Source organism: Acidocella aluminiidurans (assembly GCF_055383125.1).
This window is the reverse complement of sequence record NZ_AP031589.1, coordinates 2,476,723-2,497,277: the sequence shown is the minus strand read 5'-3', so window position 1 is coordinate 2,497,277 and position 20,555 is coordinate 2,476,723. Positions and strand designations below refer to the sequence as shown.

The window sequence follows — 20,555 nt, the reverse complement described above, 5'->3', positions numbered from 1 at the left end:
CTCCGTTTTCGGCAAGTATGGGGCAAAGCCGCGGCAAGGTTCAATTATTATTTGAATGGGTCTCAGAAATTTCAGGTATAAGCTGTATCTCGACCAGATGCGCGAACACGCTGTGCTGGGCCAGCAAATGCTGGAAGGTCCTGCGTTCGACGATCAGGGTTTCAAAACCCTCCGGCTGTGCCTCGATGCAATTTAACGCCTCGGCTATCTCGCAGGCGCGGCGGATGTCCGCCGGTGTCGTGTCCGGGCGGCGGATCCGCAGAGTCACGCGGCTGGAGCGGTTGAACAGCATGGCGTCCTGAAACACCACACCGATGGCGCGGTGCTGCCGCATGGCGGGAATGACTCGACGCTTTGATTCAAATCATTGTTTTTGACATTCATTCGCATTAAGTCTGGGTCTCAAACCTCTGCTTTGGGGATACCAAGTGCTGCGCCAGACCCATTTAGGCTCGTCCGATGCCGGAACCACCCCGCGTGACATGACGCTGGGGCAGGCGAAGCCCGGCTTCAAAGGCAATATCCTCGCCGTGGACCCGATTGGCGTGCAGGGCAGCCTGCCGGAAGAGGAGCTGGAGCGCCGGCTGCTGGAGATGGGGCTGGTGGAGGGGGCCGAGATCGAGGTTCTGCATGAGGGGCTGATAAGGCGCGACCCGATCGCGGTGCGGATCAATGGCCGCGCCACCTTCGCGCTGCGCCGGCGGGAAGCCGGTGCGGTGCTGGTGGTGCCCGCCTGAACCGGATTTAACAGATGAGCCATTGTGCCGAGGCCCCGGAAAACGGGGCGGTTTTGCATGCCGAGACGATCGCGCGGATCGCGCTGATCGGCAACCCGAATTGCGGCAAAACCGCTTTGTTCAACGCCTTGACCGGCAGCCGCCAGCATGTGGCGAATTATCCGGGGGTCACGGTTGAGCGCAAGGCGGGGCATTTCACCACGCCGGGCGGGCGGGCCATCCGGGTGCTGGATCTGCCCGGCACCTATTCGCTGCGCGCCCGCAGCCCGGATGAGGTGATCGCCCGCGACGTGGTGCTGGGCCGGGTGGTCAGCGAGGCGCTGCCGGAATTTCTGCTCTGTGTGGCGGATGCGACGGATCTGCGGCTCTCGCTGCGCCTGGCGCTGGAGCTGAAGGCGCTCGGCGCGCCGATGGCCCTGGTGCTGAACATGGCGGATATCGCCAAGCATCGCGGCATCGTCATCGATACCGAAAAGCTGGCGGGGATGCTGGGCATGCCGGTCATCGCCTCGGTGGCGGTGCGCAAGGCCGGCATCCGCGAGCTGCTGGCCTTCCTGGATGAGCGCGTGGCGCTGGGACTGCCGGCGCCGCAGCCCGTGCCCGCCTGGGAGGCGCCGGACCGCCACGCCATGCGCGACCTGCAGCGCCAGGCGGATGCGCTGATCGCCGCCTGCGTGACCATGCCGGCGCAGACCTACAGCACCACGGCGCGCATCGACAAAGTGCTGCTGCACCCGCTCGCCGGGCTGGTGGTGCTGTTCGCGATCCTGTTCGTGATGTTCCAGGCGGTCTTCACCTGGGCGCAGGCGCCGATGGATGCGATTTCCAACCTGTTCGACTGGCTGGGCGTGCTCGCCGGGCATGTGCTGCCGGAGGGGCCGCTGCTCTCCTTCGTGCGCGATGGCGTGCTGAACGGGGTGGGCTCCGTGGTGGTGTTCCTGCCGCAGATTTTGATCCTGTTCTTCTTCATCCTGGTGCTGGAGGATTTCGGCTATATGGCCCGCGCCGCCTTCCTGATGGACAGGATCATGGGCGGGGCCGGGCTGCATGGGCGCGCCTTCATCCCTCTGCTCTCCAGCTTCGCCTGCGCCATTCCCGGCATCATGGCCACCCGGGTGATCGATGGCCGGCGGGATCGGCTGGCGACGATTCTGGTCGCGCCCTTGATGACCTGCTCGGCCCGAATTCCGGTTTATACGCTGATCATCGGCGCCTTCATTCCGGATAAGCATGTGCTGGGCATCCAGCTGCAGGGGCTGGTGATGTTCGGGCTGTATGCGGTGGGCATTGTCGCGGCTTTGGGCGTGTCCTTCATCATGAAGCGTCTGGTCTGGCGCAAGGCGCAGCATGACCCGTTCCTGCTGCAGCTGCCGGATTACAAGATGCCGAGCCCGCGCAGCGTGGCCATCGGCCTCTGGCAGCGGGCGAAAGCCTTCCTGAAGCGCGCCGGGACGACGATTTTCTCGATGATGATCGTGATCTGGGCGCTGTGCTCGCTGCCGCTGGCGCCCAAGGGGGCCACCCAGCCCGCCATCGATTACAGCGCCGCCGCCTGGATCGGCCATGTGCTGGCGCCGATCTTCCAGCCGATCGGCTTCAACTGGCAGATCAATGTCGCGCTGATCCCCGGCATGGCGGCGCGTGAGGTGGCGGTGGCCGCACTCGGTACGGTGTATTCCATCTCCGCCTCGGCGGATGATCCGGGGCATCTGGGCGGGGTGCTGGCGGCGCATTGGAGCATCGCCACGGCGCTGGCGCTGCTGGCCTGGTACGTGTTCTCCCCGCAATGCGCCTCCACCCTGGCGACCATCCGCCGCGAGACCGGCGGCTGGCGCTGGGCGGCTCTGGTGTTCGCCTATATGCTGACGCTGGCGTATGGGGCGGCGTTCGCGACCTATCAGCTCGCCTGCCTGGCAGGGTTAGGGTAGCGCCAATAAAGCCTCCGCCAGCGCCCCCGGCATGGATAAAAAGGGCGAGTGGTCGGCTGGCAGGGTCAGCACCGTCTCGCAGGGCAGTGCCACCTGCATCGCCCGCTGCAGGGCCAGCGGCAGAACCCTGTCCTGCGTGCATTCTATATAGGCCCGGGGTAAATCCGGCATGGCGGTGAGGGGGCCGAGAAACTTCCCATCGGCTCCGGCTGCAGCCGCGCGGCGGCGCTGGCCGCCACCTCCGGCGGGGCGAGATTGTAAAACCGGGCCGCCACCGCGTCCGGCGCCACCGCAAGGCAGCGCCCACGGGCCGGGCGCAGATAATCCGGCGCGCCGCCCGCCTCCTGCATGGCGATGGCGCTCTGCATGCTGCCGCCCGGCGGCAGCAGAAATCCGGTGAGATAGACCAGCTTGCGGACCGCCTGCGGCGCGATTGCACCAGCTTCCGAAATCACCAGCCCGCCCCGGCTATGGCCGACCAGCAGCACGGGCGCGGATGCCGCCAGCGCCAGATCCGCGATTTGCCGCGCCCAGAGCGGCAGCGGGTTGGCGCCGGCCGGCACCGGGGCAAGATCCGGCGCGATTACCTGATGCCCGACCGCTTCCAGGAGCGGGGTGAGCGCCGCCCAGCACCAGGCGTCGTGCCAGGCGCCGGGAACCAGCAGAAACACCGCCATGGTTCAGCCGGCGATCGGCCCGTACAGCCCGGGCCGGCGGTCGGTGAAGAACGGGTCCGCCCGCCGCACCGCCTGGTGATGGGCAGGGTCGATCTCGGCGAACAGCATCTCCTCGCCGGTGCCCGCCATCGCCAGCACCGCCCCGTTCGGCCCGCAGATGGAGGAGAGACCGATATAGCCGAGCCCGTTCTCCTCGCCGGAATGGTTGGCATAGGCGAGATAGACCTGGTTCTCATAAGCCCGCGCCGGGATCACATGCCGCGCCACCTGCTCATAGGGCTCCATCTGCGCGGTGGGGACCAGCAGCAGATCCACCCCGGCCAGGGCCAGAGTGCGGGCGGGCTCGGGGAATTCGATATCGTAGCAGATCAGCAGCCCGATTTTCAGCCCGCCCAGCTCGGCCACCGGGAAATCCTGCCCGCGCTGCTTGAACATGTCCCGGTCCAGCTCGCCGAACAGATGCGTCTTGCGGTAATTCAGCAAAATCCGCCCATCCGGGCCGATCAGCACCGCGGCGTTGGCCACCTGGCCCGCCACCAGCTCCGGATAGCCGAAGACCAGCGCGATGTTCAGATCAGCCGCCGCCGCCTGCGCCGGGGCCAGGCCGGATTGCGGAATGGCCAGCGCCAGCGCCGCCTGCGGGCCGATATTATAGCCGGAGAGATACATTTCCGGCAGGATGAGCAGATCCGCCCCCTGCGCCTTGGCCGAGACCGCCTGCGCGCGCAGATGCGCGAAGCCGGCTTCGAGGTTGTTGACGCATCCTGGGCCCTGATACAGCGCGATTTTCATGCATGGCAGCGTAGCACCGGCGCGCAAATGTTGAAAATCCCGGAAAAACCCGATAAACCCCGCCCGCCGGCACCCCTGGAGGCCGGCTTTTGTTGTTTTATGGAGCTGAAAATGGCCGATTTTGAACTGATTGAAGCCTCTGCTCGTTCGCGTGCCGGCAAGGGGGTGGCGCGGGCGACGAGGCGTGAGGGCAAGGTGCCCGCCGTGATTTATGGTGCCCGCCAGGAGCCGAGCCTGATCGCGCTCGACCCGCGCATCGTGATCAAGGAGCTGAAGCGTGGCGGCTGGCGTTCGCGCCTGTACGAGATCGACGTGGCCGGGACCAAGACCCGCGCGCTGATGCGCGACGTCTCCTTCCACCCCGTCACCGACCAGCCCGAGCATGTGGATTTCCAGCGCCTCGTCGCCGGTGAGCCGGTGAAGGTGGCCGTGGCCGTGCACTTCCTCAACGAAGCGACCTCGCCGGGCCTGAAGCGCGGCGGCGTGCTCAACGTCGTGCGCCACAAGGTGGAAGTGGTGGTGGATGCCGACCACATCCCCGAGAAGTTCGAGATCGATCTCGGCAAGCTGGACATCAACGACAATGTGCGTTGGCACGACCTGCAGGGCGCTGAGAACTGCAAGCCGGTGATCACCGGCCGCGATTTCGTCATCGCCACCATCGCCCCGCCGCTGGTGAGCGCCGAGCAGTTGGCTGCTGAGGCCGCCGCCGCTGCCGCCGCCGCCGCCGCCAAGGGCGGCGCCAAGAAGGGCGGCAAGAAGTAAGACGTAAAGTTACCGCGCCATGCTGCTTTGGGTTGGTCTAGGAAACCCGGAACCGGGCATGGCGCGGCAACGCCATAATATCGGCTTCATGGCGGTGGACGCGATTGCGTCCCGCCATGGCTTTTCCCCCTGGCGTGCCCGCTTCAAGGGCATGACCGCCGAGGGGCGCATCGGCACACAGAAGATCCTGCTGCTGAAGCCGATGACCTACATGAATCTGTCCGGCGAGGCGGTGCAGGAGGCATCCTCCTTCTACAAGATCGCGCCCGTGGACATCACGGCTTTCCATGACGAGCTGGATCTGGAACCGGGCAAAATCCGGGTGAAGAAAGGCGGCGGCAATGCCGGCCATAACGGGCTGCGCAGCATGGATAAGCATCTCTCCACCCCGGATTACTGGCGGGTGCGTCTGGGCATCGGCCATCCTGGCGACAAGGCCCGGGTGACCGGCCATGTGCTCGGGGATTTTTCAAAACAGGATCAAAACTGGCTGATCCCGGTGCTGGACGGCGTGGCGGATAACGCTGGGCTGCTGGCGCAGGGCAAGGCCGAGGATTTCATGACGCGCCTGGCGCTGGTCAACGGAGTGCAGAAATAATGGGTTTCAATTGCGGGATCGTGGGCCTGCCGAATGTCGGCAAATCCACGCTGTTCAATGCGCTGACCGCGACGGTGGCCGCCCAGGCGGCGAATTACCCGTTCTGCACCATCGAGCCGAATGTCGGCCGGGTGGCGGTGCCGGATAAGCGCATGGCAATACTGGCCGAGATCGGCAAGAGCCAGAAGCTGGTGCCGACCAGCCTGGAATTTGTCGACATCGCCGGGCTGGTGCGCGGCGCCTCCAAGGGCGAGGGGCTGGGCAACCAGTTCCTGGCCAATATCCGCGAGGTGGATGCCATCGTGCATGTGCTGCGCTGCTTCGAGGATGACGACATCACCCATGTCGAAGGCTCGATCGACCCGGTCCGCGATGCGGAGACGGTGGAAACCGAGCTGATGCTGGCCGATCTTGAGAGCCTGACCAAGCGCGTGCCGCTGCTGCAGAAGAAGGCGAAGAGCAACGACAAGGCCGCCGCCGCCGAGCTGGAGCTGATCGAGCCGCTGATCAAGCTGCTGGAAGCGGGCAAGCCGGTGCGCGCGGGCATCCCCAAGGGTGAGGAGGAGGCGGTGAAGCGCCTCAACCTGCTCACCTCCAAGCCGGTTCTGTATGTGTGCAATGTCGAGGAAGCCTCGGCCGCCACCGGCAATGCCCAATCCGCCCGGGTGGCGGAGATGGCCAAGGCGCAGGGCGCGGCGCATGTGATCATCTCGGCCGCGATCGAGGCCGAGGTGAGCCAGCTGCCGGACGAGGACCGCGCCGGCTTCCTGGCCGATCTGGGGCTGGAGGATAGCGGTCTGGACCGCATCATCCGCGCCGGCTACCAGCTGCTGGGGCTGATCACCTATTTCACCGTCGGGCCGAAAGAGACCCGCGCCTGGACCATCATCAAGGGCACCAAGGCGCCGGGCGCGGCGGGGGTGATCCATGGCGATTTCGAGCGCGGCTTCATCGCCGCCGAGACCATCGCCTACGATGATTACGTCGCCAATAAGGGCGAGGCCGGGGCGCGCGATACCGGCAAGCTGCGGGTCGAGGGCAAGGAATATGTCGTCAAGGATGGCGATGTGATGCTGTTCCGCTTCAACGTGTAGGCCTGGCAGGCTAGGATAAAGGGGCGCCCCGGCGACGGGAGCGCCCCTTTTTTATCTCAGGAGCCTCCATGTCCCCAGCGCGCGTGATCGAAGCCATTCTGTTCGGCGGGCGCTGGCTGATCGTGCCGGTCTATCTCGCCATGCTGGTGCTGCTCGGCATCATCGTGGTCTATTTCATCGGCGAGCTGGTGCATGCGCTGCCCGGCATCGCCAGCATCACCGAAAACCAGCTGCTGATCTTCAGCCTCTCGCTGGTCGACCTCTCCCTCACCGCCAATCTCGTGGTGCTGGTGATCCTCTCCGGCTATGAGAATTTCGTGCGCAGGGTGGCGTTCGACGAGAGCGACCTGCGGCCGGAATGGATGTCGAAAATCGATTTCTCCGGGCTGAAGCTGAAACTTCTCGCTTCGATGACGGTGATCGGTGCGGTGCATCTGCTGCGCAGCTTTCTGGATGTGGCCAATGAGACGGACCGGAATTTGTTCTGGCAGCTGGTGATCGTGCTGGCCTTCGGGCTGCTGTCGCTGGTTTTGGCGCTGACCGACCGGGTGGAGCATAAAGAGTAGGCGGAACATACTATCTGGATATGATTTATCGTCGTGCAGGCAGCGACCTGAAAGCCGGTTTGGATCGGTTTGGCACGGGAAAAGGTTACGCCAGTGATATTCTAGCCGCCGCCGCTTGTTTGAAAAAATCTAAAGGGAGCAATAATGTGATCGATCCGAAATTGGCCAAAACCTGCCTTTTGCAGATCCACAAATGAAGCGGCTCATTCAAGGCATAACAGCTTTTTCCCTCCTCGCCGGGCCAGCTCTCGCTTCATCTTCCGACTGGTCCGGCCTCGATACATTCGCGGGTACTTATCCGGCGGCGGGGTTGATGAAATCGGCGATCATACGCCAGCAACTTAGTAATTTACTGAGCCCGCGGCAGCGGGCGCAGTTGAAGGCGATGGCGGTTTCGCCGCCGGTTTCGAAAATCGGCAGTGATTTAATGGCGCAGTTCTGCATGCCCCATATGTGCGGCAGCGAAAGTGCGGTTCTGGTCATCGACCCGGCGGCGGCGAAAATATGGGTTGGATTTTACGAGACCGATGGCAAGCGCGTGCAAATGGAGTGGATCGGCACGGACGACCCGGCCGTTCTGCCGCCGGATATCCAAGCCAGCCTGGCCAAACTCCATAACCCGTTCTGACCCCCTCCAACCCCGCCCCGTATGAAACCCATTGCAGCCCGGATTTGCGCTTTTCCCCAATAGGCCCTAGGCGTATCAGACCGATCCTGCCGCATGCCCTGGAACATTGACAATGTAACAGTGCCGTGGGGGGAGCGGGTGGCTTTCGTGGCAGAGTATGTTCCCTGCCAGAGACAAGCCAAGAATGAGTTAGGAATTTCTTATGGCGATCGGCACTGTTAAATTTTTCAACGAAACCAAGGGCTACGGCTTTATCAGCCCGGAGACCGGCGGCCCGGATGTGTTCGTGCACATCTCCGCCGTGGAGCGCGCTGGCATGCGCAGCCTGAATGAGGGCCAGAAGGTCAAGTTCGAGCAGGTGCAGGATCGCCGCAGCGGCAAGACCGCCGCCGACAACCTCGAAGCGGCGTAAGCCGGATGGCCGGAAAGCTTGCTTTCCGGCTTTTTTGGGTCAGGCCGGGAATGGCACCATGCGGTTGCCGGCCTCATCCCACAGCGTGAAGCTGGGCGCGGCCAGCGCCTCGCGCAGCGTCAGGATGGTCACGTCCTGCGTCACCTCCGGGCAGCCATCATGGCAATCCTGCAGCCGGTAATTCGGAATGCCGGGGCGCAGATGGTGAATATGGTGCAGCCCGATATTGCCTGAAAACCATTGCAGCCAGGCCGGCAGCTTCAAATACGAGGCGCCATGCAGTGCGGCTTCCGTGGGGCACCAATCTTCCTGACGGGCCCATTGTGACTCCTCGAACCGGTGCTGCACCGAGAACAGCCAGATGCCGATGATCGACGCCAGGATGATGGCGGGCAGATGCACCAGCAGCACGGCCTTCAGGCCAAACGTCATAATCAACCCGCCATAAACCAGCACAAGACCCAGATCGAGCAGATAGACGCTGCGCCGTTCCCGCTGCCGGGCGCGGGGGGTATCGAAGGGCAGGCGGTAGAGCAGCAGGAAGATCACCGGCGGCAGCAGCACATGGATCAGCAGCGGATGGTGGCTCAGCCGGTACAGGCGTTTGCCCCAGCCGGACATCGCCTGGTATTCCGCCAGCGTCGCGCAATCCGAGAAGAAATCCGCGGGAATGCCGCGCCCATCCAGATTGTTCCAGCTCTGATGATGCCGCGCATGCAGCCGCCGCCAATAGGAAAACGGCGTGAAGGTGACCAGGCTGCAGAGCGTCCCGAAGCCGGCATTGAGGCGCTTGGAGCCGAAAAACGAGCCATGCCCGCAATCATGCTGGAACATGAACAGCCGCACGATCAGCCCGCTGGCGGGCAGCGCCAAAGCCAGGGTCAGCCAGAGCGCGACATGCAGACTGGCATACATGGCGGCGACGCAGAGCAGATAAAGCCCGAAGGTGGAGGCAGCCTGAAACGCGGCGCGGCGCGGGCAGGGCGCCTGATAGCTCCGCAAAAGCCCGAGCGGCAGCGCGCCGGCGGACAATGGGCTGCTGAATTCTGTGGACGACAAGAGGCCTCCGGCGTTTTTCTTATAAATCTGTCTCTATCACGATCGGCGCCCCGGAAACCAACTCATTCATGTCCTGTCCGCCGCCGCGCGGCATGGCATGGGCCCTGTGCCCCGGGCGGACAAGCCCGGTTGCGTGAAGCTCCCGTGACACAAGCGTTCAGTAGCGCAGCGCCCGATACCCGCCCGGCGCCGGTTCCACCCCGTGCGTATCATGCCCGAAGCCGGGAAATTGCCGGTCGAAACGCTCCACCGCCGCCAGATAGCGCAGCACCGGCCCGTCCACCGTGCCGAAATTTTCCCCCGGCATCAGCAGCGGAATGCCCGGCGGGTAGGGCACGATGGCGGTGGCCGCCACCCCCCGGCCAGCGCGGCCAGCCCCGCCATGCCGCCTTCGCCGCGGATCAGCCGGTCATGCGCCTCCGCCGGGATCATCTCCGGCAGCGGCAGCAGGTTATAGGCCTCCTGCAACTTTTCCGGATAGCCGGTCTCGCCCATCGCCCTGAACATCGCCTGGCCCAGCTCCTTGAGCCCGAGCGCGCCATAGGCGGCCGGGTGCGCGGCGCAGAGCGCGGGCAGGGCGCGGCTGAGCGGGGTGTTGGCATCGTAATCGCGTTTGAAATCCAGCAGCGCGCTCACCAGCGAGCCCCATTTGCCCTTGGTCACGCCGATGGAGAACAGGAACAGGATGGAGAAATGCGCGGTTTTTTCCGGGGTGATGCCGTGTTCCGCGAGATAATGCGCCAGCAGCGGGGCGGGGATGCCCTGCGCCTCCAGCTTGCCGTCGCGCCCCATGCCCGGTGTGGTCAGCGTCACCTTGATCGGGTCGAGCAGGCAATAGCCCGGCTCCAGCCCGGCAAAGCCGTGCCAGTCCGCCCCCGGCTCCAGCGCCCAGCAGGCCTGGCTGCTGGCGAGCAGCTGCGGCGGCGCATCGGCGAAGGGCAGGCGCAGCGCCCCGTCACGCACGAAATCCGGCTGCCAGACGCCGAAGAACCAATCGCCCTTTTCCAGGAAGCCAGCCTGCAGCCGCGCGACGGTCTGGCGGAAGGCGACCGCCTCGGCGATCGCCTCCGAGGTCAGCAGCTGCCCGCCGGCGCCATCCATCATCGCCGAGCTGATATCGGTGGAGGCGATGATGGCGTAGTTGGGCGAGGTGGAGGCGTGCATCATCAGCGATTCATTGAACCGCACCGCTTCGATCGGCACCCGCCCCTCGCGCAGATGCACCATCGAGGCCTGGGAGAGGGCGGCCAGCAGCTTGTGGGTGGATTGGGTGGCGAAGATGGTGGGGCCGGTGCTGTCGCGCCCCGCCGGGTCGCCGCGCATGGCGTAGTGGTTCTCGTAAATCGGGTTGAAGCGGGCATGGCCGAACCAGGCTTCGTCGAACAAAATCCGGTCCACCGAGGGGCTGAGCAGCGCTTCGACCCGCGCGGCATTGTAGCACAGCCCGTCATAGGTGGAGTTGGTGACGATGGCCAAGGCCGGCCGGCTGGCCTGGCCGGCGGTCAGGCGCGAGGTGGCGAGATTATGCGCGATGGCTTCCTTGCTCAGCGAGGCCGGGGGGATCGGCCCGATCATGCCCAGATGGTTGCGGTAGGGCAGCAGATAGGCCGGCCGTGCCCCGGTGAGGGCCAGCCCATGCTCGATGGATTTATGCGCGTTGCGATCCGCCAGCACCGTCTCGCCGCGCGCCACCGAGGCGGTGAACACCACCCGGTTGGCGGTGGAGGTGCCGTTGGTGACGAAATAGCTCCGCTGCGCCCCGAACACATAGGCGGCATAGCGCTCGGCATCGCCGATCGGCCCGGTATGGTCGAGCAGCGAGCCCAGCGCCGCCACCGAGATCGAAAGATCCGCCCGCAGCAGCTTCTCGCCGAAATAATCGTAAAACATCCGCCCGGCGGGCGAGCGCAGAAAGGCGGAGCCGCCAGTATGGCCGGGTGTGTGCCAGGAATATTCCGCCTCGTCGGCGAATTTCGCCAGCGCCCCGAACATCGGCGGCAGCAGCGCCAGCCGGTAGCGGCGCACCGCCTCCAGAATCCGGGTGCTGACGAATTCCATCGAATCCTCCAGCAGCCAGATGAAGCCGTCCGCCGCGCGCATCACCTCGGCCGGCACGTGGGGCGCGGCCTCGCGCGTCGCCAGCAGGAACACCGGCAGCTTGGCGTTGCGGGCCCGCAGCGCATCCAGCACCTCGCGCGCCTGGGTGTGGCTGGGGTCCTGGTGCAGGTCCCAATCCAATAGCAGCGCCTGCAGATGCGGGTCCGCCTCGATCTCCTCATGCGCGGCGGCGGTGGAGAGGGCGATGACCGGGATCAGCTCATGCGCTGTCAGATCCTCCCGCAAGGCGCGGGCGGCCCGGCCTGGGGATGAGCCCTCGTGCAGCCGGTCGCAGACCAGCAGCACATTGCGGCCGATGCGTTTGCCTGTCTGTTCCGTCCTGGCCATGATGCTCCCTTTTGCGGCTTTCGGGATTGGATGGCGTTTGCGCGGCGCTGTCCAGCCCCGCCGGCATCATGGAATAAGAGGCTGTTTGAAAAGCCACTCTGGCGGCCGCCAAGCGGCGATTTGCTGCGCTCCGGTGCTCGCAAATCACCACTTGACGACTCACCATAGCGACTTTTGAAACAGCCTCTAAGTGTTTCAACCGCTTGGGGCGCGGATAGGTCTTGCACGCCGTCAGGCGATGGGATGCCTCCAAAAAACAACCGCGCCGGCGGTGGAGAACGCCGGCGCGGCCTTGGCCCGGAAGCATCCCAAGGGGTTAGGGGAACTTCCTCCGGGTATACAGATAGGCGATACCCAAAAGACCCAGATACAGGAAGGGAATAAAGACAATCAGGCTTTCCAGCTCGACCGGCATCAGATTTCCTCCCGTCCGGTTTCGTGCTGGGCGTCGTACATGACGGCGCCGCAGCCCGCGATCAGCACGATCATCACCGTGCCGACAATCCAGGCGAAATACCAGGGACCGTAATCCCCAGCCACCACGGCGAGCAGCAATGCCAGAGCAAGCACCACGCCGAGGCCCACGAAGGTGAATAATTTACCCATTTCGTTGCCCTTTCTATTTAATAGCTGTGCTCGTCATGCGCCACCGCGGAAGCCTTTACTTTTCCGCGCATCACATAGAAGCACCAGGAGGTGTAGCAGATGATGATCGGCGTGAAGACCAGCGCGAAGAACAGCATCCAGCCGAGATTATATTCGCTGCCGGAGGCGTTCCACACGGTCAGGCTCTGGCTCGGATTGGTGGTGGAGGGCATCAGGAAGGGGAACATGCTGGCCCCCGTCGTGAAGATCGCGCCGATCCAGCCGATCGCCCCCAGCCACCAGGCCAGCACCGGCTTGCCCGCCAGATTCAGCAGCGCCGCGCCGAACATGCCGACGAGACCCAGCGCCGGCAGCACCCATAGCGCCGGGTAGGCGGCGTAGTTATGCAGCCAGGCGCCGACCACGGGCGCCACTGTGGGCCCGGTGAGCGGGGTGGCGGCGGCGTTGGGGTCAACCGCGCTGGTATAGGCAAAGCCGGTCAGGTGGCCGAGCCACAGCCCGCCCGCCAGGAACAGGATGCCGCCGACCAGCCCGCCGCCAATGGCGGCCTTGCGGGCGCGGCCATAAATCGGCTGCTCGCCGCGCAGCATCAGCATGGTGCCGCCCTGCTGGATGGAGAGGGCCAGAGACATCACGCCGCACATCAGCGCGAAGGGGTTGAGCAGATACCAGATGAAGCTCTCATCCTGATAATACTGTCCGTCCCAGCCATAATGATAGCCAACACCCTGCATCACATTGCCGAAGGCCGCGCCATAGACGATCATCGGCACCGCGCCGGAGATCAGGAAGGCCCAGTCCCAGGTGCCGCGCCATTTGCCGGCATCCACCTTGGAGCGATACTCGAAGGCCACCGGGCGCATGATCATGCTGAACAGCAGCAGGATCATCACCACGTAGAACACCGAGAAGGAGGTGGCATAAAGCGTGGGGAAGGCGGCAAAGATGGCGCCGCCGCCCAGGATGAACCAGACCTGGTTGCCATCCCAATGCGGGCCGATGATGTTGAGCGCCACCCGGCGCTCCGCATCGTTGCGGCCGACAAAGCGCAGCAGGCTACCGACCCCCATATCCATGCCGACCATCACGGCCAGGCCGGAGAGCAGCACCCCCAGCAGCACCGCCCAGATCAGTTTCAGAACAACATAGAGTTCCATGATAAACGCTCCTTTACTCGGCCGGGGCGGCGAACATCGGCGCCGGGGCAGCCTCTTGGGTCGGCGCATGGTGCGGCTGCGGACCCAGGCGGGCGAACTTGAACATCAGGTACAATTCAGCGGCGATGAAGGCGCTGTAGAGCAGCGCGAAGCCGATGAGCGAGAACACCATATAGCCAAGCCCATGGCTGGAGGCCGCCTGGAAGGTCGGCAGATAGCCATAGACCGACCAGGGCTGACGCCCGGCCTCGGCGGTGATCCAGCCGAACTCGCAGGCCAGGATCGGCAGCGGGATCGACCAGACGCACAGCTTCAGCAGCAGCGGATGCCGCTCCAGCTGGTTCTTCAGGCTGTAATAGGCCGCGAAGGCGAACAGTCCGACGAAGAAGAAGCCCAGCGCCATCATGATGCGGAAGGACCAGAAAGTGACCGGCACGTTGGGGATCGTGTCCTTCTCCGCCTGGGCGATGATGGCGCCCTGATTGGCCGGGGTGATCAGGTTCAAATCCTGGTTCGGTGCGTAGCGCTGCGCCAGGAAGCCATAGCCCATGTCGCTCTCATTCGCCTTGAAGGTGGCGAGTGCGGCGGCGTCATGGTCCTTGCCATAGGCCTGCAGCGCGTTCAGCGCCACGATGCCTTTCTGAATCCGCGGGCCGGCCTGCTGTTCCAGCGAGATCAGGCCAGGGATGTTGGTGTTGAAGGAATGCGCGATCAGCGGGTCCAGCACATAAGGCACGCCGATTTCGGCATAGTTGGTCTGCTTCGCCTGGTCGGGCAGGGCAAAGAGCAGCCAGGGGGCGGAAGCCGCCGAACCATTGGCGGCGCTATCCTGCCAGAGCCCCTCGATCGCGGCGATCTTGGTCGGCTGCACCAGATAATCCAGCCGCCCCAGCGCATCGCCCAGCGTCACCACCGCCAGCGAGGAGATGATGCCAAACAGGGCGGCCATGCGGAAGGAGCGCGCGGCCAGCTCACGATGCTGCTTGCGCAGAATGTAGAACGCCGAAATGCCCATCACGAACAGCGCCCCGGTGACGAACCCGGCGATCGAGGTGTGCACGAATTTCGCCTGCGCATCCTCGCTGAACACCAGCTGCAGGAAGGAGTTGAACTCCATGCGCATCGTATCCGGATTAAAGCTCGCCCCTTGCGGGTTCTGCATGAAGCCGTTGGCGACCAGGATCCACAGCGCCGAGAGGTTGGAGCCCAGCGCCGTCAGATAGGTGACGGCGAGATGGCCCGGGCGGGAGAGCCGGTCCCAGCCGAAGAACATCAAACCGATGAAGGTGGATTCCATGAAGAAGGCCATCAGCCCCTCGATCGCCAGCGGGGTGCCGAACACGTCGCCGACGAAATGCGAGTACATGGACCAGTTGGTGCCGAACTCGAATTCCATCGTCAGGCCGGTGGCGACACCGATGGCGAAATTGATCGCAAAGAGCTTGCCCCAGAACTGGGTCATGTCCTTGTAGATCTGTTTGCCGGTGATGACGTAGACCGTCTCCATCGCGGCGAGCAGGAAGGTCATGCCGAGCGTCAACGGCACGAACAGGAAGTGGTAGAGGGCCGTCAACGCGAATTGCAGACGCGATAGATCGACGACACTCGGATCGATTAACGGCATGACCGCTCTCTCCAGTTGTGGAAAAACTTTAACCAAGCGAACCGGGTATAGGCGGTGCCGGCAAAACGCGGCTTGATCTCTGTCAAATTCCGGCGGCGGAGCGGGTGAAGCCGGGAGAAAGAGGTGAATTGCTGCCCTTCGGTAGGGGCATGGCAGGGGGGCAGGCGTTTTGAGGGATCGTCTAGAGCCTTCAGCTTTTAGCTGAAGGCTCTAGCTTTCGTTTTGGCGAGCAATTTCATGTGTTTAAGTTGCCGCTGCCGCGCCAACCTCAACACATATCGCTCTAAGTGAATGCTGGTCCGGGGCCTATCGCCGGCGCAGCGCCTTGCCGTCCCGCAGCTCATACACCTCGTCCATCAGCGTCAGCCCGGCCGGGCGGTGGGTGATGTAGAGCACGCTGCGCCCGGCCAGCAGCGGCGCGAGGTCGGCCAGGAAGGCGCGCTCGGTCTCCACATCCAGCCCCTCGGTCGGCTCGTCCAGAATCAGCAGCGGCGCCGGCTTGAGCACGGCGCGGGCGAGCGCGATGCGCCGCGCCTGCCCGCCGGACAGGCTGGCCCCGCCTTCCCCCACCAGATGATCCAGCCCATGTGTAAGCCCGCGCACGAAGCCGGCCAGCTGCGCCACCTCCAGCGCGTGCCAAAGTGCCGCCTCATCCGCCGCGCCATTGGCCAGCAGCAGATTATCCCGGATGCTGGTGTGAAACAGATGGCTGCGCTGGGAGATGATGGTGGCATGGCGCGCCATCTCCGCGCTGGAAAAGGCCCGCAGATCCACCCCGCCAAACCGCGCCGTGCCGGCCTGGTACTCATGAAAGCGCAGCAGCAGATTGATCAGCGTGGATTTGCCGGCGCCGGAGACGCCCACAATCCCGACACGCCGCCCTTCCGGCAGGCTCAGGCTGAACCCATCCAGCACCTTGCGGCCGCCATCATAAGCAAGCGCGACCCCCGCCAGCTCCAGATCGTAGCGCTGCAAATCCGGGGCGGCGGTTGCGGGGGCGGCGACCGGCGGCATCTGGTCCGCCAGCGCGAAAATACGCCGCGCGGCGGTTTTGATCTGGCCGAGATAATTCAGCGCCGCGGGAAGCGGGGCCGTGGCCTCGAAGGCGGCCATGGCGCCGAGCAGCAGCATCGGCACTTGTGCGGCGCTCAGCCCGCCCGCCTCAAAGCGCCGCGCGCCGAACACCAGCACCGCCAGCAGCGTCGCGTTCGCCGCCAGCCCGGAGAGCGCCGCGCCCAGCGCCGCCCCATTGCCAAGCCGCGCCTGGGCACCGGCCAGCTCTTCATTCAGCGCCGCCGCGCGGGCCTGCATCGCCGCAGCCGCGCCGCTCACCAGCAGCTCCCCCATGCCTTGCAGCGCCTCGACATACTCGGCCCGCAAACCCGCATTCAGCCGGGTGATCTCCGCCCCCGGGCCGGCGCCCAGCCGCGCCGTCAGCACCGGGGCGAGGGCGCCGTTCAACCCCAGCCCGAGGATCAGCGCCAGCGCCGCCGGCCAGGAGAAGAACGCGAAGAACGCCGCCATCAGCAGCGAGGCCGCCAAAGCGGTCAGCACCGGCACGAACACCCGCAGATAAAACAAATTCAGCGTGTCGATATCGGCGACGATGCGCCCCAGCAGATCCGCGCTGCGCTGCCCCTGCAGCGCGGCGGGGGCCAGCGGCTCCAGCCGGGTGTAGAACCAGACCCGCAGATCCGCCAGCAGCCGGAAGGTGGCCTCATGCGTGACCAGCCGCTCGGCATAGCGCGAGGCCACCCGTAGCGTCGCGAAAAACCGCACCATCGCCGAGGGGGTGAAGAAGTTGAAGGCATTCTGCGCCGCGATCCCGGCTAGGCCGGCGATGGCGGTGGCGGCGAGGAACCAGCCGGAGAGGGCGAGCAGCCCGAAATTCGCCAGCAAGGTCAGCGTGGCCAGCCCCAGCCCGGCCAGCATCCAGCCTTGGCGCGGCGCGGTCAGGCGGATCAGACGCCAGATGTCAGACATAGGCCGCCTCCTGTGTGCGCAGCATGTCCCGATAGGGGCCGGGAACGGCCCGCAGGCTGGCATGGGTGCCGGACTGCACCAGCCGCCCCTCCTGCAGCACCAGAACCTGGTCCGCCCGCTCGGCCAGCGCCAGCCGATGTGCGATGATGATGGCGGTGACACCCGCATCCTGGTCCATCGCGTCCAATATCGCCGCCTCGGTCCGCGCATCCAGGCTGGCGGTGGCCTCGTCCAGGATCAGCAGCTTCGCCTGGCGGGCATAGGCGCGGGCGAGGGCGAGGCGCTGGGTCTCGCCGCCGGAGATATTGGCGCCGCCCTCGTCGATCGCCGCACCGAACTGGCCGGGCAGGCTTTGAATGAAATTATAGGCATGGGCGCGCGCCGCGGCATTGCGCAGCACGGCGAAGTCCCGCTGGGGCAGCCCGAGGGCGAGATTATCCTCGACACTGCCTTTGAACAGGCGCGGGCTTTGCGGCACCCAGGCCAGGGCCTGCCACCAGCTTTGCGGATCGATGCCGGCCAGATCCTGCCCATTCACCAGAATCCGCCCGGCGCTGGGGGTGAGAAACCCCAGCAGCAGGCGCGAGAGCGTGGTCTTGCCCGCCCCGCTGGCACCGACGATGACGGTGGTGCTGCCGGCCGGAAAGCGGGCGGTGACATCCTGCAACACCACCTGCCCCTCATAGGCAAAGCTCAGCTTTTCGCAGGCAATCTCATACGTCTCAGCCGGCGCCAGCCGGGCGCTGCCGCGCGCGGGCACCGGCGCATCCAGAAGGTCGAAAATCTGCCGCGCGGCGGCAATGGCGCTCATCTTTGCATGGTAATGCACCGAAAGCCCGCGCAGCGGCACGAAATATTCCGGGGCCAGCAGCAGCACCAGAAAGGCCGGGTAGAAATCGAAATGCCCGTGGATCAGCCGCGCCCCGAACAGCACCGCCACCAGCGCGATCGCCAGCGACGCGAAAAATTCTAGCACCGCGCTGGTGAGAAAGGCGATGCGCAGCCCATCCATGGTGGTGCGGCGATAATCGTCGGACATCCGCGCGATGATGGCGATCTCATCACGCGCCCGGCCAAACAGCTTCAGCGTGGTGAGACCCTGCAGCACATCCAGGAAATGCGTGCTTAAGCCCAGCAGCTTCAGCCATTGGCGCTGATTGATCGCCTCCGCCCGGTAGCCGACAAACACCATGAATAGCGGGATCAGCGGCCCCGCGACCAGCAGCACCAGCCCGCTGATCCAGTCCAGCGAAAACACCAAAGCGAGGATGGCCAGCGGCACCGCCACGCAGAGATACATCTGCGGCAGATAGCGGGCGAAATAGGGCTCCAGCGCCTCCACCCCGTCCAGCAGCACGGTGGCGTGCGCGGCGCTGGCGGCGCCCTCGGCCGGGCCGCGCGCGAACAGCCGTTCCAGCAAGGCGGCGCGCAGCCCGGTTTTGATGGTCAGGCAGGCGCGGCTGGCCAGGCGCTCGGCGCCATAGGTGAGCACAGCCCGCAGCCCGAACAGCAGGGCCAGCAGCAAAAGCGGCGTCTCCAGCCGCTCCAGCCTTACATGGTGAAACGAGATGGCGGTGACCAGCTTCGCCAGCAGCACGGATTGGCCGATCACCACCCAGGCGGAGAGCAGCCCCAGCCCGATGCTACCATAAAGCGCGCCCCTGGCGCGCTTGCCTTCGCGCATCAGGCGCGGATCCATGCGGTCACTCATGCGGCCGAGCTAACCCGGCCGGCCCGCCTGCGCCAAGATCTATGTCAAATCCTCACGCTTCCGGCGGCGGCACCTGGCGCAGCCATTCCCGGGCGATGTCGATCCTTCGCGCCACCCAGACATCCGGCAGGCTGGCGACATAATCCAGAATCTCCCGCAGCGCGCCGATGCGCCCGGGCCGGCCGATGATCCGGCAATGCAGCCCGATGGAGAGCATTTTCGGGCTGCTCTCCCCTTCCAGCCGCAGCGCGTCGATCGCGTCCTTGATGTAGGTGACGAAATGCGCGCCGGTATTGAAGCCCTGCACGGCGGCGAAGCGCATATCGTTGCTGTCCAGCGTGTAGGGCAGGATCAGCTGCGGCTTGCCCCATGTGGTGTCGTAATAGGGCAGATCATCCGCGTAGCTGTCGGCGTCATAGACAAACCCGCCTTCCTCGACCACCAGCCGCGCGGTGTTGGGGCTGGTGCGGCCAGTGTACCAGCCGAGCGGGCGGTGGCCGGTGAGGGAGGTGATGATCTCGATGGCGCGCTGCATATGTTCGCGCTCGATCTCTTCCGGCACATATTGGTAATTGATCCAGCGATAGCCGTGGCTGGCGATCTCCCAGCCGGATTTCAGCATCGCCTCCACCGCCTCCGGGTTGCGTTGCATCGCCATCGCCACGCCATAGACGGTGAGCGGCATGCCGTGCTCTTCGAACAGCTTGCGGATGCGCCAGAACCCGGCCCGCGCCCCGTAATCATAGAGGCTTTCCATGGAATGATGGCGCATGCCCGGCACCGGGGCGGCGCCGACGATTTCGGAGAGGAAGGTCTCCGCCCCTTCATCGCCGTGCAGCACGGTGTTTTCCGCCCCTTCCTCGTAATTCAGCACGAAGCTGAGCGCGAGCCTGGCCCCGCCTGGCCAGGTGATGCGGGGCGGATGGCCGGCATAGCCGACAAGGTCGCGCGGGTAGGCGGGGCTGTTAGCCGCCGCGATAGGTGGAATAGCCATAGGCGCTCAGGATCAAGGGGACGTGATAATGGCGCTCCGGCTCATGCACCAGAATGCGCACCGGAATGATGTCGTAAAATTCGGCCGCCCGGCGATAGGCGGCGGCATGGAAGCGCAGCTCATAGGCGCCGGCGGTGAGGGTTTCGGCCAGGCAGGCGCGCCCGCCCTCGTCCAGCGTCACCGAGGTGACCGTCCCGCCCGGCGCGTGCAGCTCCACCTGCATTCCCGCCGCGCCGCAGCCCTGGACCACATCCAGCACATGGGTGGTAAGGCCCTTCATGGCGTGATGTCCTGCAGCCGCAACCAGGTGATATGCCCGATTTCACGCAAGGCGGTCTCCTTCTCCGTGCTGGGGTCATGCGCCAGCCGCTTGGCGAAGGCTTCCAGGATCGCCGCCTTGCCGGGCTGCAGCCGCACGCAGATGATGAAGGGAAAGCCGAATTTTTCCCGATAGGCGGCGTTCAGCGCGGTGAAGCGGGCGAATTCCTCCGCACTCAGCGCCCGCAACCCCGCCCCTTGCTGCTCGGCCTGGGAGGCGGCGGTGAGGTCCGCCTGGCCGGCGCCAAGCTCCGGATGGGCGCGGATCAGCGCCAGCTGTTCGGCCTGTGCCGCATCCGCCACCACCGCCATCAAAGCCGCGTGCAGGCTGGCCTTGTCCGGGAAGGGGGAGGTTGTGAAGGCCCGTTCCACCACCCAGGGGAATGCTCGAACAGGCCGAGATACGGGCCGGACTCAGCGATCATGTCGACCTCCGGGAATTTCGCGACACGCTTGGCGAA

General features: G+C 65.1%; 22 protein-coding genes and 1 pseudogene. 9 read left to right on the top strand and 14 right to left on the bottom strand.

Annotated features, from left to right (window positions below):
* Positions 1-40 precede the first annotated feature (40 nt).
* Entirely contained in the window at positions 41-334 is a 294-nt protein-coding gene (locus ACZ46S_RS12405) for a hypothetical protein (protein WP_464061966.1), read from the bottom strand.
* Positions 335-428: 94 nt separating this feature from the next.
* Between ACZ46S_RS12405 and ACZ46S_RS12400 the strand changes: the two genes are divergently transcribed.
* Together ACZ46S_RS12400 and feoB are read left to right on the top strand one after the other, a co-directional pair.
* A complete protein-coding gene (locus ACZ46S_RS12400) occupies positions 429-737 on the top strand; it encodes a FeoA family protein (protein WP_464061965.1) in 309 nt (102 codons plus the stop codon).
* Between the two features lie 14 nt (positions 738-751).
* The gene (gene feoB, locus ACZ46S_RS12395; RefSeq protein WP_464061964.1) at positions 752-2,665 is read left to right on the top strand and encodes a ferrous iron transporter B; all 1,914 of its coding nucleotides are present in this window, start codon (positions 752-754) and stop codon (positions 2,663-2,665) included.
* Here feoB and ACZ46S_RS12390 read toward each other — a convergent pair.
* A pseudogene (locus ACZ46S_RS12390) lies at positions 2,657-3,342 on the bottom strand (alpha/beta fold hydrolase). The gene feoB and the pseudogene ACZ46S_RS12390 overlap by 9 nt on opposite strands.
* 3 nt (positions 3,343-3,345) lie before the next feature.
* Positions 3,346-4,134 (bottom strand): carbon-nitrogen hydrolase family protein, encoded by a 789-nt coding sequence (locus tag ACZ46S_RS12385; RefSeq protein WP_464061963.1) that lies wholly within the window; start codon positions 4,132-4,134, stop codon positions 3,346-3,348.
* 111 nt (positions 4,135-4,245) lie between these two features.
* Here ACZ46S_RS12385 and ACZ46S_RS12380 point away from each other — a divergent pair, with 111 nt between their 5' ends.
* The 7 genes from ACZ46S_RS12380 (at position 4,246) to ACZ46S_RS12350 (ending at position 8,197) form a co-directional block, all read left to right on the top strand.
* The gene (locus ACZ46S_RS12380; RefSeq protein WP_295745149.1) at positions 4,246-4,899 is read left to right on the top strand and encodes a 50S ribosomal protein L25/general stress protein Ctc; all 654 of its coding nucleotides are present in this window, start codon (positions 4,246-4,248) and stop codon (positions 4,897-4,899) included.
* A gap of 19 nt (positions 4,900-4,918) precedes the next feature.
* Positions 4,919-5,497 (top strand): aminoacyl-tRNA hydrolase, encoded by a 579-nt coding sequence (pth, locus tag ACZ46S_RS12375; RefSeq protein WP_464061962.1) that lies wholly within the window; start codon positions 4,919-4,921, stop codon positions 5,495-5,497.
* The gene (ychF, locus tag ACZ46S_RS12370; RefSeq protein ID WP_464061961.1) at positions 5,497-6,591 is read left to right on the top strand and encodes a redox-regulated ATPase YchF; all 1,095 of its coding nucleotides are present in this window, start codon (positions 5,497-5,499) and stop codon (positions 6,589-6,591) included. Before pth ends, ychF begins: the two co-directional genes overlap by 1 nt.
* A 68-nt stretch (positions 6,592-6,659) precedes the next feature.
* The gene (locus ACZ46S_RS12365; protein ID WP_464061960.1) at positions 6,660-7,157 is read left to right on the top strand and encodes a TIGR00645 family protein; all 498 of its coding nucleotides are present in this window, start codon (positions 6,660-6,662) and stop codon (positions 7,155-7,157) included.
* A 20-nt stretch (positions 7,158-7,177) separates the two neighbouring features.
* Entirely contained in the window at positions 7,178-7,354 is a 177-nt protein-coding gene (locus ACZ46S_RS12360) for a hypothetical protein (protein WP_464061959.1), read from the top strand.
* Positions 7,351-7,785: a hypothetical protein gene (locus tag ACZ46S_RS12355; RefSeq protein WP_464061958.1), complete on the top strand. Its 435-nt coding sequence runs from the start codon at positions 7,351-7,353 to the stop codon at positions 7,783-7,785. The genes ACZ46S_RS12360 and ACZ46S_RS12355 overlap by 4 nt, the downstream gene beginning before the upstream one ends.
* A 202-nt stretch (positions 7,786-7,987) precedes the next feature.
* Positions 7,988-8,197, top strand: a complete 210-nt coding sequence (locus ACZ46S_RS12350; RefSeq protein ID WP_008494800.1) for a cold-shock protein — start codon at positions 7,988-7,990, stop codon at positions 8,195-8,197.
* Between the two features lie 39 nt (positions 8,198-8,236).
* Here the strand turns inward: ACZ46S_RS12350 and ACZ46S_RS12345 are convergent, their stop codons facing one another.
* The 11 genes from ACZ46S_RS12345 to uraD form a co-directional block, all read right to left on the bottom strand.
* Positions 8,237-9,256 (bottom strand): fatty acid desaturase family protein, encoded by a 1,020-nt coding sequence (locus ACZ46S_RS12345; RefSeq protein WP_464061957.1) that lies wholly within the window; start codon positions 9,254-9,256, stop codon positions 8,237-8,239.
* Between the two features lie 157 nt (positions 9,257-9,413).
* Positions 9,414-9,611, bottom strand: a complete 198-nt coding sequence (locus ACZ46S_RS12340; RefSeq protein ID WP_464061956.1) for an Orn/Lys/Arg family decarboxylase — start codon at positions 9,609-9,611, stop codon at positions 9,414-9,416.
* Positions 9,563-11,701, bottom strand: coding sequence for an Orn/Lys/Arg decarboxylase N-terminal domain-containing protein (locus tag ACZ46S_RS12335; RefSeq protein ID WP_464061955.1), 2,139 nt, complete (start codon positions 11,699-11,701; stop codon positions 9,563-9,565). The genes ACZ46S_RS12340 and ACZ46S_RS12335 overlap by 49 nt, the downstream gene beginning before the upstream one ends.
* A 414-nt stretch (positions 11,702-12,115) precedes the next feature.
* On the bottom strand, positions 12,116-12,307 hold the full coding sequence (locus ACZ46S_RS12330) for a hypothetical protein (RefSeq protein ID WP_295746287.1): 192 nt from the start codon (positions 12,305-12,307) through the stop codon (positions 12,116-12,118).
* Positions 12,308-12,324: 17 nt separating this feature from the next.
* Complete coding sequence (gene cydB / locus ACZ46S_RS12325; RefSeq protein WP_464061954.1) at positions 12,325-13,464, bottom strand: cytochrome d ubiquinol oxidase subunit II; 1,140 nt, start codon at positions 13,462-13,464, stop codon at positions 12,325-12,327.
* Between the two features lie 13 nt (positions 13,465-13,477).
* Complete coding sequence (locus ACZ46S_RS12320; protein ID WP_464061953.1) at positions 13,478-15,088, bottom strand: cytochrome ubiquinol oxidase subunit I; 1,611 nt, start codon at positions 15,086-15,088, stop codon at positions 13,478-13,480.
* A gap of 306 nt (positions 15,089-15,394) precedes the next feature.
* Entirely contained in the window at positions 15,395-17,071 is a 1,677-nt protein-coding gene (gene cydC / locus ACZ46S_RS12315; RefSeq protein WP_464061952.1) for a thiol reductant ABC exporter subunit CydC, read from the bottom strand.
* Positions 17,064-18,782 (bottom strand): thiol reductant ABC exporter subunit CydD, encoded by a 1,719-nt coding sequence (gene cydD, locus ACZ46S_RS12310; protein ID WP_464061951.1) that lies wholly within the window; start codon positions 18,780-18,782, stop codon positions 17,064-17,066. The genes cydC and cydD overlap by 8 nt, the downstream gene beginning before the upstream one ends.
* A 52-nt stretch (positions 18,783-18,834) precedes the next feature.
* Positions 18,835-19,776, bottom strand: coding sequence for an allantoinase PuuE (puuE, locus tag ACZ46S_RS12305; RefSeq protein WP_464061950.1), 942 nt, complete (start codon positions 19,774-19,776; stop codon positions 18,835-18,837).
* Positions 19,748-20,056 carry a hydroxyisourate hydrolase gene (gene uraH / locus ACZ46S_RS12300; protein WP_464061949.1) on the bottom strand — a complete coding sequence of 103 codons (309 nt, stop codon included), beginning with the start codon at positions 20,054-20,056 and terminating at the stop codon, positions 19,748-19,750. The genes puuE and uraH overlap by 29 nt, the downstream gene beginning before the upstream one ends.
* On the bottom strand, positions 20,053-20,466 hold the full coding sequence (gene uraD, locus ACZ46S_RS12295; RefSeq protein ID WP_464061948.1) for a 2-oxo-4-hydroxy-4-carboxy-5-ureidoimidazoline decarboxylase: 414 nt from the start codon (positions 20,464-20,466) through the stop codon (positions 20,053-20,055). Before uraD ends, uraH begins: the two co-directional genes overlap by 4 nt.
* Between the last annotated feature and the right edge of the window lie 89 nt (positions 20,467-20,555).